Here is a 13,181-nt window from a genome sequence, read left to right as displayed (position 1 = left end):
TGTGCCCGTTCAGAAGGTGTAACGCACCGAGAGTTGAGTCTATTCCGCTCAACTAGAAAATTTCGTCGCATTGCCACACATGACCCAGCAGTCGGCCGACGACTCATGCCGCGCGGTGAACGCAGACCCTTGCGACGTTCACCCGATTCAGATGAGGCGCCGCTCAGACCGCAGCCGGATGCTCAGAACGTGGGTCGGAGATGGCGTCGCGGTGTCCTGACGCAGACCCGGGCCGGTGCCGAGACAGATGCGACGAAGAGGAAACCGATGAGCACGTTGTCGAGTGATGTTCAGACCCTGAGTTACGAAGCCTACGTCTACTTCTATCCGCTGGTGATCATGGATGTGACCCGTCAGCAAATGATCAATGTGGAGGCGGACGCCAAACCCGGTTTGGGACCGGCCAACACTTTTCACCATATGCGGACATTTCCGTCCGCGGAGTTTCGTGTGGTGGTGCGGCCGAACTTCGACACCTTGTACTCGAGCGCCTGGCTCGACCTCACGGCCGGCCCAGTCAAGCTCAACGTCCCCGACACCGACGATCGTTACTACATGCTGCCGATGCTCGACATGTGGACCGATGTCTTCGCGAACCCGGGCAAACGGACCACCGGCACCGCAGAGCAAGAATGGGTGATCGTCGGGCCGCACCACACCGGTGATCTACCTGCCGGCCTGCCCCGAATCGTCGCTCCGACACCGTATGTGTGGATCATCGGTCGCACCCAGACGAACGGGCCCGCTGACTACCCGGCCGTGAACAAGGTTCAGGACGGCTTCACCCTCACGCCTCTGGCCGCCACACCTGATCATCCCGTGGATCCCGATCTCGACGAGAGGGAACCGATGACGATCGTGAACACCATGAGCGCCATCGAGTTCTTCACCCGTGCGGCGGAGATCATGAAGACCAACCCGCCGCACCTCACCGACGTTTCGATTGTGTCGCGGACAGCCGGTCTCGGTCTGGTCCCTGGAGAGGACTTCAACCCGGACGCCCTGAGCGGTGACGAGCGCGCCGCACTCGAAACCGGGGCAAAGGCCGCGCTCAGCGACATGTTCGGGGCCCTGTCCACCCTCGGCACCAAGGTCAACGGTTGGATTGCCTTCACCGACACCATGGGTGTCTACGGAAACTACTACTTGAAACGCGCCGTCGTCGCGCTCCTCGGACTCGGCGCCAATCCGGCGGAAGACGCGACGTATCCCCTACTCGGCGAGGATGCGGACGGCGACACGGTGTCGGGCGAACGCAACTACGTTCTACATTTCGACGCAGACGAACTCCCGCCGGTTTACGCGTTCTGGTCGGTGACCATGTATGACGCGGAGGGGTTTCAAGTCGCCAACGAGCTCAATCGCTTCGCGTTGGGCGACCGCGACGACCTGGTGTACAGCAGCGACGGGTCGCTCGATCTCTACCTTCAGCACACCAACCCAGGGCCCGAACACGAAGCGAATTGGCTACCGGCCCCACACGGTGAGCTGGGCGTCACCATGCGCCTCTACGCGCCCAAACCCGAAGCCCTCGACGGCCGCTGGCACGCACCGGCCTTGGTCAAGGCTTGACGTCACCTGGTTGACGGCGTGGGCCGCGGAGCGCCGAAGGCGGAAACATGACGTGGGCACTTCCCGTGATCGCCGGGGTCCTCCTTGCCTTCGCGGCGATCTCCGGACGCATCGCGGGCACCCCGATTTCGGCTCCGATCGTCTTCACCGCCGCCGGTCTGATCTTCGGCACGCACGGTGCCGGGCTGATCGATGTGGAAACCGCGAGCGAGACCGTCAAACTGCTCGCCGAGGTGACACTCGCACTGGTTCTGTTCGTCGATGCTTCACGCGTGGACCTGTCTGCACTGCGTCACCAGATCTCGGTGCCAGCCCGCCTACTCGGAGTCGGGCTACCACTCACCATCGCCGCCGGGCTCGGTGTCGCGTTGCTGATGTTTCCCGACCTCGGCGTTCCTGAGGCGCTGCTCCTCGCCGTGATACTCGCGCCTACCGACGCCGCGCTCGGGAAGGCCGTGGTGACACTCCCGGGGCTGCCGACACGGGTACGCCAGGGTCTCAACGTCGAGAGCGGGCTGAATGACGGCATCTGCGTACCGTTGTTCCTGATCGTCCTCGCGATCGCGCAAGCCGAGTCGGGCGCGATCGGCGACGGCGCCGCAGCCAGACTCGTCATCGAACAGATCGGGTACGGCACCCTGGCGGGTATCGGTGCCGGGGTGATCGCGGCGGCAATCCTGATCGTCGCCGGCCGCCGGCTGGCAGTGGAACCGTTGTGGGCACAGATCGTCCCCGTGTCCGCCGCCGCTCTCGCCTATACGGTCGCCGTCCCGCTCGGGGGTTCGGGCTTCATCGCGGCGTTCGTCGGCGGCCTCGTGTTCGGAGCGATCCGCAAGCGAGCGGGTGGGGAGGTTTCTCATCTCATCGAGGAGCTCGGTGACCTCTTCAATGCCATCACCTTCATCGTTTTCGGTGCGGTGCTGCTGTCACCGGCCCTCGGTCACCTGTCGTGGCAGGTGGTCATCTACGCAGTTCTCAGTCTGACCGTCGTGCGGATCGCGCCGGTCGCCATCTCACTCATCGGCATGCACGAAAGGGTCCCGACCGTCGCGTTCATCGGTTGGTTCGGTCCACGCGGCCTCGCCACCATCGTCTTCGCGATCCTGATTGTCGAGGAGACCGACAACCTTCCGCACCAGGACGTGCTGCTGACAACCGCGATCATCACCATCGGACTATCCGTTCTCGCACACGGGGTCTCGGCCGCACCGCTGGCCACTCGCTATTCGACGTGGTGTCACCGCCATCCCCGGCCCGATCCCAGCGCGTAGGTCGGTTCGCAGGGGTTCAGATGTCATCCGATTGGGGTGATGCGCACCCGACGCTCCTGCCGGAAGGTGACAAGCGCGCGCCTGCAGTCGTCATCGGCGCACCACTTGACGATATGAGGCTGATCATGGTGGCTCCCAAAGTTGATGAACCCCTGGACACTTCCGAGCGGGCCGAACTCGAGCGCTTGCGCCGCCAAGTCGCGGAAGGTCGACGCGACGCAGTCGATGGGCTACCCGCCCCGGTCCAGAAGTCCACCGGACATCGGGGGCTGCGATGGACCGCCACAGCCCTGCTGCTCGTGATCGTTGCCGTACTTGCGTTCTCGGCCGTGCTCGCCCGGTTCGCGCGCAGCGAAGTACTCGACACGGACCGCTATGTCGAGACAGTGAGGCCGCTGGCCCAGAGCGACACACTTCAGACCGAGCTGGCAACCCAGATCACCACGGCGATCATGGAGCGCGCCAACATTGCGACGGTCACCAGCGACGCCCTGAAGGCCCTCACAGCGAACGCCCCCGACGTGCCGCCTGCCGTGGTCGGACTGGCACCGGTGCTCACCCAGCAGGCGCAGTCCTTCATCGATCAGACCGTTCGATCTCTGCTGGCTTCAGACCAGTTCGAAACGCTGTGGACCCAGGCCAACAAACGGGCCCATGAGACCCTGGTGGCCGTACTGACCGGCGTAAACCGGGCAGCTGTAGTTGTCGACGATTCCGGCACGGTCAGTATTTCGCTGAAGCCGATTGTCGAGAACGTTCGCAGCAGACTGCAGGATCGAGGCTTCGCATTTGCGGACAACATCCCCGACGTCGACAAGTCGTTCGTGATATTCCGGTCGCCTGACCTCGTCAAGGCGCAGAACGCGGTTTCCGCGCTCGACAAAGCATCCACCGTCCTGCCGTGGCTGACTCTGCTCATAGGTGTGGCCGCAGTATGGGCTGCCCCGAAAGGTGAGCGTCGACGGGCTTTTTCGCTCTTCGGCGTGACCCTCGCGGCAGCGATGGTTCTGCTGGCGATTTCGATCAGTGTCGGCCGCGCGCTCTATCTCGATGCGGTACCGGCCGACGTGCTGTCTGAGTCCTCGGCCGAAGTCCTGATCGACGCCCTTCTCGTCCCGTTGCGCACAACCCTACGTGCGGTAGCGGTGTTGGCGATCGTCATCGCGTTGGCCTGCTACTTGAGCGGGCCCTCCCGGTCGGCCCAGGCTCTTCGGGCCGGATTCTCGAAGGGCATCACCTCCGCAAGGGGAAGCTCCACCCGCCCTCCACACGTGATCGAGTCCTACGTGGCGGCATATCGACTGCCGCTGCGACTGGCCATCGTCGCCGCCGCGATCGTGGTCCTCGTGTTCTGGGACTACCCGTCAGGCCTGGTCGTGTTGGTGACGGTCATGGTCGCCGTGGTCGCACTCATCGTCGTGGAGCTCGTGGCGCGGCCGGCCGTCGGCTACGAACCGCACACCGACACTCGACAACCGGCCGAATCGTCGGTTCCTAATGCGTGAGAACCACTTTGATGATCGTGATGATCGTCGCCACGACGGCTACAACAACTCCTGATGCGATCGTTCGCCATGACACGTCTTTGGACTGCAGCCGTTCGACGACCAACCCGAGTACCGCGATCCGAAAGATGATGACTCCGGCAGCACACAGTTGTGCCCCAGGAGGGTCGAACAGCCCGATCACATCAAACGATCCGACAAACAGAATGATGAAGGGCAGCGTGCCCGAGGTGATGATCGGCACCGCGTCACGCAGAACTGCTCGCATGTCCAGTGGCTTCTGTGGCCCTTCACCCTCGCCCTCGCGCCGGGCCGTCACGCCGTGGGACAGCCATTCGGCGAAGATGTGCGCGGCGAAGGTCGAGACAGTGGTTCCGAGAACGAGCCACGCCGCCAACCGCTCCTCCACCGAATGCGTGTCGGAGACGACCACCACCGACAGTACGAGGATGTTGCCGTAGGCAAACGCCGAGACCCGACGCGCGGCGCGCTCTGGCGGTAGGCGTCTACCGCCGTCCTGCCGAATCAATGAGGTCAGCCACCCGGGGTCGTTCACGGAATGTCCGGCCAACCCCGTTCAGCGAGAACGTCTCCATTCTCGATCGCCTTTGCAAGTTGCGCGTGGTCGGTCGCGTTCTGATCGGCATACGAAGTCGAGAACGCCACCATCGCTTCCTCGACTTTGTCACTGCGCCCGAGGTAGTCGGCGATCGCAGCTGCATCGCCACTACGAGCATGTGCCCGAGCAAGAACATGACCGCAGGCCGCCGCGAACTGCGCCAGCTGTGGAGCCACCCCCTCGCCCTTCGGGATGACCTTGCCGTCGCGGAATTGGCGAACGTAGAAGTCCATATCCAGAAATGAAGTCCAGCCGACGAACATGTCTGTGGCGCTCTGGATCAACCGCTGCCCGTGCACCACCCGGGCACCGTGATTCTCGTACTTACTCTTGCCCAGGAACGGTTCGTAGACCGACGGGCCCGCCTGCTTGACCTGCAAGAACAGCGGGTCACCGCTGCGCCGCTCCTCGAGCAGGGTCAAGAACACACGCATACCCACACTGCCGACACCAACAACCTGCCGGACGGCGTCCACCGCGTCGTAGCGGGTCAGCAGATTCTGCAGGTGATCAGGTATCGACTCGTGGTACCTGCCCATCACCTCGCGCAGCACTTCCTCGGCGGCGTCGCCGAGCCGGTGGGTTCGGTACGGCGGGTCCTCGGTGATCACCCGCCGGCCATCGACATCAGCGAGCAGCTTCACCGACACCCCCCGGCTCGTCCGCTTCTTGGCCTTGCTCTCGATGATCGCGTCGACGTCGGCCTCGGTGTCCTTCTTGGCATACGCCAACAACTGGTCAACATCGATGCGGTCGTACCAGACATCGATCTGAGGCATGGCGGAGTACTCGCGAATGTGCCTGCGGTAGTTACGATAACCGGCGCGTACCGCTTTGTGCCCGAGCGTTTCCGGTATCCCGTTGTCACGCGCCAGCACGATCAGGCTCGCCAGGAATCTCTTGAGATCCCACTCGAACGGACCAGGCAAGGTCTCGTCGAAGTCACGCAGATCAAATATCAGGTTTCGCTCGGGCGAAGTCCACATACCGTAGTTCAATACATGTGCATCGCCGCACATCTGAACCATGATGCCTGTGTGCGGGGTGGATGCGAGGTCGTTCGCCATCACCGCTGCCGCGCCCCGATAGTACGTCCACGGCGAATGACTCATGCGCCCATGCCGAATCGGCAGCAGATCTGGAGCGCGAATATCGCTCTGCGCCAGAATGGTCCGCAGCGCGTCGTGGCCGCGGGTTGACGGGGCCCACTCCCCCAGCTCCCGGCGCGGGACGCGCAGACGCGACATACGACCTGCGGTTTCGTGTTCAGGCGCCGGTGCGTCCACCGGATTCGACTCGTCCACTGTCAATGTCATCGCAACCGTCTCATCAGATACTCGTCTCAAATGGGCAGCAGACTCCTCACGAAGCCAGGATCTTCGCCTTCTCGGCCTCGAACTCGGTGTCGGTGAGTACGCCCTGGGCCCTCAGTTCACCGAGGTCTCGCAAGGCCCCGATGCGGTCGACACCCTGCGCAGAGGGCGCTGCTGACGGCGGCGCGTACTGCGGAGGGGTTGCATATTGCGGGGCTGGGTTGGCGAGTGGCGCAGGCGTTTGTTGCTGTTCTTGTGCCGCCCAGCGCTGGCTTTGACGGCGCGACACCCTGTTCGACACCGATGTCGCCGTTCCGGCGACGATTGCGGTCCGTGCGACTCCGCGGAGAAGTCCGGGCATTGTCTGGTTCCTTCCAACTGGTGAATCAGGCGTCGAGCGCGTCAAGAGACGCCAGAAGCGCCTGGGTGGGTATGCGACCGGAGCCGACGAGCTGCGCTCCGCCACGGCGCAGCGCAGCCGCAAACGGTGCAGCCCATCGGTTTTCGTAGATCAGAACCACGCCCGAACAGCCCGGATCCAGGATCGAGGCCGCCTCGGTCAGATCGGCGTCGTCGATCAGTCCGGATGCTGCACCGGCAAACACTGTGATGTCGACTGCGCCATCGAGACCGAAGTCGTCAAGCGACACACCCACCACAGAACCGTCGAGTTCCTTGCGGACGAAGGTCAGGTCCATCACCCGGATCAATCCGCGGTCGACCATATCCAACAGTAGTGAGAATGCTGTGCCGTCGGGTCTGGCGTCTGCTGGGAACTCGACGACCAGGTAGTCGATCGGTCCCAGATCGCCGTCGTGTGGTTCGGTCACCATGAATCCTCCTCCTGAGTCTCGACTAATCGGTCCGCCAGGTGGTCACTGCCCAGATGACCACCACGTCCAGGGCGATGACAAGAATGGACCACCACGGGTAGTAGGGCAGCCAAAGGAAGTTCGAGACGATCGACAGACCCGCGATGACAACCGCTGCGAATCTCGCCCATGTGGCGCCAGTCATCATTCCGACCGAGATCGCCAACCCGATGATCCCCAGAATGAGGACGATCCAGCCCCAGGTGGTGAGATCGAACTTGTAGGTGTACTCAGGCCCTGCGACGAAGATGTCGTCCTTCGCCAGCGCCGAAATGCCCTGCAACACCGCCAACAATGAGACGACGAAGAGCAGGATCGAAGCTGCGAACGTGGTGCCTCCGGCCAGACCTTGCCTCACCGGGTGCTGCTCGTAATCGGCGGCGGTCCTTCGATCGGTCGATGTCATCGTAATTCCTCCAATGAAGTGCGAACCCGTCAACTGAGTGTGCTCAGAGCACCTTTGGGAGCTCTCATCCTTTTCGGATGAGTGCATGTTCAATCGAGGACGGCCGTGACGCGCTAGGCGCTCAGCGCTTTGCTCTTCAACTGATCGAACTCAGATCGATCGATGCTCCCGTTGTCGAAGAGCCCTTTGGCAGTTGCGATCTGGTCCGCCGGTGACGTCCCGGCGACCTGTCTGATGTAGGAATCAGCCTGTTGCTGCGCAGCCTCTTGCGAGGCCGCCGCACGCTCGGCCATGCCGCTACCGCGAACTATGAGGTAGACGAACAACGCCAGATATGGGATCACGACCAAGAACAGAATCCATGCCGCTTTGGCCCATCCGGAGGTCTTGTGGTCACGGAACAGATCGACCAGAACGTTGAAGAAGATCATCAGGTACGCCACGAAAGCGAAGATCACGATCGTGTACCAGATGAAGTCCCAAAATGAATCCCACATAGCTGGACCGCTTTCTTGTATTCGGACGGCCCCGGGCCGGAGTCGAGTTCGATCATGGTGGCACCGGGTTCCTGGCGCCGCCTCACCCGACCTGGGTGATGCGGTGATCTCCGGTTCCGAATTGGATCGGACATGGAATCGCCATTTGATGGCGGGGCGCGTGTCGTGGAGGTCTGGTGTGCTGGTCGCTCTTCTCGCCATGCTCGGCGTCAACCTCATGGTTCTCGTTGCATTCCTCGTCGCCCTGTTGGCGCGTAAACGATGGTTGACGCGACGACAGGGCGCGTTCCGTGGCGCGGTGCGGGTCAGAGCTGGTGAGCACGTCGGGATGACCTCGAAATGGAGGCGCGGTTATGGATATTGGGTTCGCGACGTTCTCGTGTGGACAGAAGCACCATTGCTGGTCAGGACCGTCCACGTAGCGACCGATGACATGGTCGAACGCCGCCCAGCCGGCATCAACGAAGTCAAGCGCCTCGGCAAACACCCGACCGTCATCCTGCTGATGGTGAGCGATACCACCCTGGAAGTTGCCGCACGCCACGAAGACACCGACCAACTGACGGGACCCTATTCACCGGCGCGCACCAACGATCAACCGTCTGGTCGGCCGCGAACGCTGTGATCCCCATCGACGCCCCGCGGGATATGCATCTGCCGAAGTTGCTACTACAGCAGTTGGTGTTGCCGGGCTCGCTCCACCGCTTCGCGACGATTGTTGACGCTCAGTTTGTTGTAGATCCCGCGCATGTGGGTTTTCACGGTGTTGACCGATATGAAGAGGTCAACTGCGATGTCTGATGCTCGCAACACAGTGGGTAGGTACTGAAGGACGGCCATTTCACGTTCGGTGAGCACAGGAACACCGGCCTGCTGCATCGGCGAGGGACCGACCGGAGGTTGCAGGTTCAGGGCGATATCGGAAAGGAAGCCACCGTAGTTCTTGTCCAGATGTTCTTGGCGGTGCAGCTGAGTTGCGATCTGTGTTCCGGCATTGACGAACGGCGCGATCAGGCCGGCCGGTTCCGCCAACGCCAACGCGTCTGCGAACCGGGCAATGGCTGCGACGTCGTGATGAAGCCGCAGCCTCGCAATCGACTCGAGGATCGCGGCCTCGGTTGCCTGAACGCGGTAGCCATCGAATCTGTGCGCCGGACCGAGTGCTGCGATCGCTCGATCTGGGTCCGCCAGTGCCAGAAGCGCTTTTGCACGCGAGATGCGTTCGAGCGCCGACGCGAAATCGACTGAATCGCCGGGATCTTCGATCATCGCGAGAACGCCCTCCGGCTGTCCGGTCAGAAGAAGCACGTCAGCGTGCGCCACCCGAGACCATCGGGTGAGCAGGTCCGTCAGCGCCCCCATGCTGTTTTGCTCGGCGAGGAGGCGCCTGAGCCTCCCGTACGCCTCGGCAAGGTCGCCACCCAAAGTCGCCACGGCCACAGCCGCAATTCGAATCATCACTCGGCTACCGATATCGGTGTTGGGAAGGGGAACCGACGACAATGGCGAGTCGATACAGTCCTGCGCATGGTCGAGATCGTTCAACTGGATGTTGACCAGCGCCTCAGCCGCGACCGCGGCAAGCAGTTGCGGTTCATTGAGCCAACCCCGTCGTTCCGCCAAATCCATGATGCTCGTCGTGAGGGAGCCCGCACTGTGCACATCGCCGACCATGGCGTGGGCGAGCGCCAGGTACGACGTGGCGCCCATTGCCATCAAGCCCATTCCTGCTCGTTCCGCCTTTGACCGGGCCCTCGTCAGATCGGCACACGCCTCGCCAAAGCGACCCTCGAGCACCATGCCGATGGCACGGTTGTTGAAGGCAATGAGTGCATAACCCGGAGCAGACGGGATATGTTGTCGCGGCATACCTTCGGCTAGATCCATGAGATGACTGGACGCCTCCACAATGTTCATGGGAGCGAATGTTCTCGCATGGACCATCCGGGCGATCGCGATCAGTATCACCGCAGCGGGTTCCTGATCCTCGGCCTCGTCGAGCAACTGAGCGGCACCCTCGGCGTGTTGCGACATCGACTCGAAGTCGTGTTCGTGGTACGCGCACACCATCGCCGCAAGCAATGTGGGCACCGATGGCCGCCGCCTTGCCTCTTCATCGGCCAACGACAGCGCGGATGTCAGCGACGACGCCTGCGCCGACAGCATCAACGGCAATGCAGCGCCACCGAGAACGCGCAGGACGGCCTCCCAATCGCCTGCGAGGGAGTAGTGCCGGATGGCGACGGTCATTTCGTCTTCGGTTGTAAACCACTCGGCAGCCAATTTGTTCAACTCGATCGCGCCATCTGGGTTCTCAGCTGCGAGTCTGTCGCGCAAAAGCTCGAGCAGCAGTGGGTGGTAACGAAACCAATTCGGACGATCGGCCAGGCGCACGGTGAGCGCATTCCGCGCCACCAGCGTCTCCAGCACCAGTTGGCTGTCGGAACGCCCCGTCAGGTGCCGCGCCAGGTCTGCGGTCAGCTGGTCCGCAACACTGGTTGCAAGAAGAAAACGTCGATCACCCGCGGGCAGTTGATCCAAGACCTCCTCGAGCAAATATTCCGCGACCATGTGGTTGTTGCCGCCGAAACTCCCCAGCCCGGTGTCGACCTTCGTCCCTGGATCGCTCAGATTGAGAAGTGCCAGACGGACTCCCGCCGGCCATCCCTGAGTTCGATCCAGCAGCTGCACCAGGTCGTGTGCCGCCAACGGATGTCCGCTCAATGCGCACACCTCACGCGCTTCGGCAACCGTGAATGCGAGGTCCTCGGCGCTGATCTCGGTGATCTGATTGGCAAGTCGTAACCGTGACAGCCGAAGGCGCGGTTCTGCTCGAGTCACGATGACCAAGTGCAGTTGCGGAATCTGTTGCTCGACAACGCGACTCATGAAATCGAGTACCTCGACATCCGTCACATGATGGAAATCGTCCAGTACAAGCACGACCGGCGTCGGCAGCCGGGTCAAAGCCTCGAGGATGCGGTTCAGTTCGGGAGCCCCGAACTTCGTGCCCGGCGCAATCTCCCAAAGCGGACCCGTTTCGGGGAGGACGCCGGAGATACGCAAACAGTCCAGCACGTCGGTCCAGAACCCCCGCGCGGTATATGACTTCGTGGTCGTCAACCACGCCACCGGACCAGGTTGGTGTCCCCCTCGGACCCACGCTGTGACCGCCAACGTCTTCCCGTATCCGGCGCCGGCACAGACCAGGGTGACCGCACGTGTCGATCCGGTCGACAACTTTAAATCGAGACGGGGCCGCTGAAGAAACCGCGGGGGCAATTCCGGTTGAGAAGTCTTCAGCGTCAGAACACCCGTGAAGTCGTTCGCCATCGCCCGACCCTTTCCTCGGCGACCTTTCTGCACCACCCGCTAGTGCAGCACATTCGGCAACGGGGTGTCGACTGTTCATCCGCTTTGGGTGACGACACCGCTCAACCGGTTGGCGAGTATCTGTTGAAAGCCTTTCAGGAATCGTTACTCACGCTGACGAATTCGGGCCCCAGCCAAGGAGGTCGGGAGATTTGCAACACCAATCCGAGCTGGGTCCTGTCGACTACCTGGTAGTCGAATTCTCAGATGGCCGCCATGAATTCGATTCCGCCCTGGCGTCTTCCATAGCCGAGTTGGTCAGACGGGATGTCGTTCGAGTGTTGGATCTGCTCATCATCGTCAAATCTGTGGCCGGCGAGATCGACGTGATCGAGTTCGAGGAGCTCGATCAGCCTGAGCTCACACCCGTCAACCGCACGCTGGCCGAGATACTGGCTTTCGACGACATCACAAATCTGGCAATGGCGGTGAGGCCCGGGGCCACCGCCGGGGTCATCGTCTGGGAACACACCGCCGTTGTCCCCGTTTCTGACACCACATGCGAGATAGGCGCGCAAATTGTCGCCCAAGGACGGATTTCCGCCCCTGCCATCATTGCCACTCTCAACGCAGATCCTCCCGGGGAGAGATGACATGGCCCCCCGTCCTGGGCGGATCCACCGTCGCGCGGTCATCGGCCACCCCGTTGTTCGAAGCCAATTGCCACCGGCCGACCCAGCAGGGGTCGTCAACGGTGCTATCGAACGCCGCCGGGCATTTAACGCTCGTTCTTCAGGCTCACTCCAAGATGCGCCGACTCGCCCCGCTGCCACTGATTCGGCTATCTGAGACGCGAGCGCAGAGAAGAGATTCCGAGTCGACATGACCGAGACGATCTTGCAGAGCTGGACCGATGGAGCGGTCAAACGAGCCATCATCGATTTCGTGACTGCAGCAGTGACTCCGGGAGGGGATTTTGTTCCCAAGCGAGACCGGATCGCCGCGTTCGACAACGACGGCACCCTTTGGTCCGAACAACCGCTACCACCACAATTCGATTTTGTCTTCCGCATATGGAGCGAAGAGGTTGCGGCAGACCATTCGCTCGCCATTAGGCAACCGTACAAAGCTCTCGTCGAGAACGACACCGCCTTCTTCGCTCGTCTCGGCGCACAGGATCCCGAGGTGATCGAGACCCTGCTCGCAGCGTTCGCAAGGTCGTGGGCCGGGACCAGCCCAGAAGAATTCGACGCACAAGTCCGCGCTTGGCTCAAAACGGCGAAGCAGCCCAAGTTCGGGGTGCCATACGTGGAATTGATCTACGCACCGATGCTCGAGCTTTTCGATTATCTGAGAGCCAACGACTTTCGCATATTCGTCTGTTCGGGTGGCGGACGCGACTTCATGCGTGTCTTCGCTGAAGAAACATGGGGCATCTACAAGGAGAACGTCATCGGCACGGCCGCTGACTACCGGTACACGGACGGCGCGATCCTCCGTACCGAACACAGTCTCGGCGGTCTCGATATCGGCCCGGGGAAGCCGGAACACATCTTCGCCCAGACCGGGCGTCTCCCCGTTTTCGCCGCCGGGAACGCCGACGTGGACATAGAAATGCTAGAGGCCGCCAGATTCGCCTTGCTTGTCATTCATGACGACGACAAGCGCGAGTTCGCTTACTCCTCGAACGCCGAGAAATCGGTCACACGCGGCGAACAACTCGGATGGACCATTGTCAGCATCAAGGACGATTGGAACACCGTATACGGTCCGAAAAGGGCTTGAACTCATGTAGCGGCGCGGTCGAGAACGGA

General features: G+C 62.0%; 13 protein-coding genes. 6 read left to right on the top strand and 7 right to left on the bottom strand.

Going from position 1 to position 13,181, the window contains the following annotated elements:
• The first annotated feature begins 267 nt into the window (after positions 1-267).
• The 3 genes from ACVWY6_RS00735 to ACVWY6_RS00725 are packed head-to-tail and all read left to right on the top strand — an operon-like array spanning position 268 to position 4,348.
• A complete protein-coding gene (locus tag ACVWY6_RS00735; protein ID WP_457535624.1) occupies positions 268-1,572 on the top strand; it encodes a DUF1254 domain-containing protein in 1,305 nt (434 codons plus the stop codon).
• Positions 1,573-1,619: 47 nt separating this feature from the next.
• Positions 1,620-2,843 carry a cation:proton antiporter gene (locus ACVWY6_RS00730; RefSeq protein ID WP_457535623.1) on the top strand — a complete coding sequence of 408 codons (1,224 nt, stop codon included), beginning with the start codon at positions 1,620-1,622 and terminating at the stop codon, positions 2,841-2,843.
• Between the two features lie 20 nt (positions 2,844-2,863).
• The gene (locus tag ACVWY6_RS00725; RefSeq protein ID WP_457535621.1) at positions 2,864-4,348 is read left to right on the top strand and encodes a hypothetical protein; all 1,485 of its coding nucleotides are present in this window, start codon (positions 2,864-2,866) and stop codon (positions 4,346-4,348) included.
• On the opposite strand, the gene ACVWY6_RS00720 is transcribed toward ACVWY6_RS00725, so the two are convergent.
• The 6 genes from ACVWY6_RS00720 to ACVWY6_RS00695 all read right to left on the bottom strand — a co-directional run bounded on the left by ACVWY6_RS00720 (position 4,338) and on the right by ACVWY6_RS00695 (position 8,055).
• Complete coding sequence (locus ACVWY6_RS00720) at positions 4,338-4,904, bottom strand: hypothetical protein (protein WP_051721892.1); 567 nt, start codon at positions 4,902-4,904, stop codon at positions 4,338-4,340. The two genes, ACVWY6_RS00725 and ACVWY6_RS00720, sit on opposite strands and share 11 nt — an antisense overlap.
• Positions 4,901-6,283 (bottom strand): DUF2252 domain-containing protein, encoded by a 1,383-nt coding sequence (locus tag ACVWY6_RS00715; protein ID WP_457535620.1) that lies wholly within the window; start codon positions 6,281-6,283, stop codon positions 4,901-4,903. The genes ACVWY6_RS00720 and ACVWY6_RS00715 overlap by 4 nt, the downstream gene beginning before the upstream one ends.
• 46 nt (positions 6,284-6,329) lie before the next feature.
• Entirely contained in the window at positions 6,330-6,641 is a 312-nt protein-coding gene (locus ACVWY6_RS00710) for an SHOCT domain-containing protein (protein ID WP_457535618.1), read from the bottom strand.
• 25 nt (positions 6,642-6,666) lie between these two features.
• A complete protein-coding gene (locus ACVWY6_RS00705) occupies positions 6,667-7,113 on the bottom strand; it encodes a DUF6325 family protein (RefSeq protein ID WP_457535617.1) in 447 nt (148 codons plus the stop codon).
• A 22-nt stretch (positions 7,114-7,135) separates the two neighbouring features.
• Positions 7,136-7,558, bottom strand: a complete 423-nt coding sequence (locus ACVWY6_RS00700) for a DUF7144 family membrane protein (RefSeq protein ID WP_457535616.1) — start codon at positions 7,556-7,558, stop codon at positions 7,136-7,138.
• A gap of 113 nt (positions 7,559-7,671) precedes the next feature.
• Positions 7,672-8,055, bottom strand: a complete 384-nt coding sequence (locus ACVWY6_RS00695) for an SHOCT domain-containing protein (protein ID WP_457535614.1) — start codon at positions 8,053-8,055, stop codon at positions 7,672-7,674.
• A gap of 178 nt (positions 8,056-8,233) precedes the next feature.
• Here ACVWY6_RS00695 and ACVWY6_RS00690 point away from each other — a divergent pair, with 178 nt between their 5' ends.
• Complete coding sequence (locus ACVWY6_RS00690) at positions 8,234-8,680, top strand: hypothetical protein (RefSeq protein ID WP_457535612.1); 447 nt, start codon at positions 8,234-8,236, stop codon at positions 8,678-8,680.
• A gap of 44 nt (positions 8,681-8,724) precedes the next feature.
• On the opposite strand, the gene ACVWY6_RS00685 is transcribed toward ACVWY6_RS00690, so the two are convergent.
• Positions 8,725-11,187, bottom strand: coding sequence for a LuxR C-terminal-related transcriptional regulator (locus ACVWY6_RS00685; RefSeq protein ID WP_457535611.1), 2,463 nt, complete (start codon positions 11,185-11,187; stop codon positions 8,725-8,727).
• A gap of 392 nt (positions 11,188-11,579) precedes the next feature.
• Here ACVWY6_RS00685 and ACVWY6_RS00680 point away from each other — a divergent pair, with 392 nt between their 5' ends.
• Entirely contained in the window at positions 11,580-12,020 is a 441-nt protein-coding gene (locus tag ACVWY6_RS00680) for a DUF6325 family protein (RefSeq protein WP_457535610.1), read from the top strand.
• Between the two features lie 229 nt (positions 12,021-12,249).
• Positions 12,250-13,152 carry an HAD family hydrolase gene (locus tag ACVWY6_RS00675; RefSeq protein ID WP_457535608.1) on the top strand — a complete coding sequence of 301 codons (903 nt, stop codon included), beginning with the start codon at positions 12,250-12,252 and terminating at the stop codon, positions 13,150-13,152.
• Positions 13,153-13,181: the final 29 nt, after the last annotated feature.

It is taken from the genome of Williamsia sp. R60 (assembly GCF_054063855.1).
Note: the sequence above shows the minus strand (reverse complement) of the source record. Positions and strands in the feature narration are given on the sequence as shown.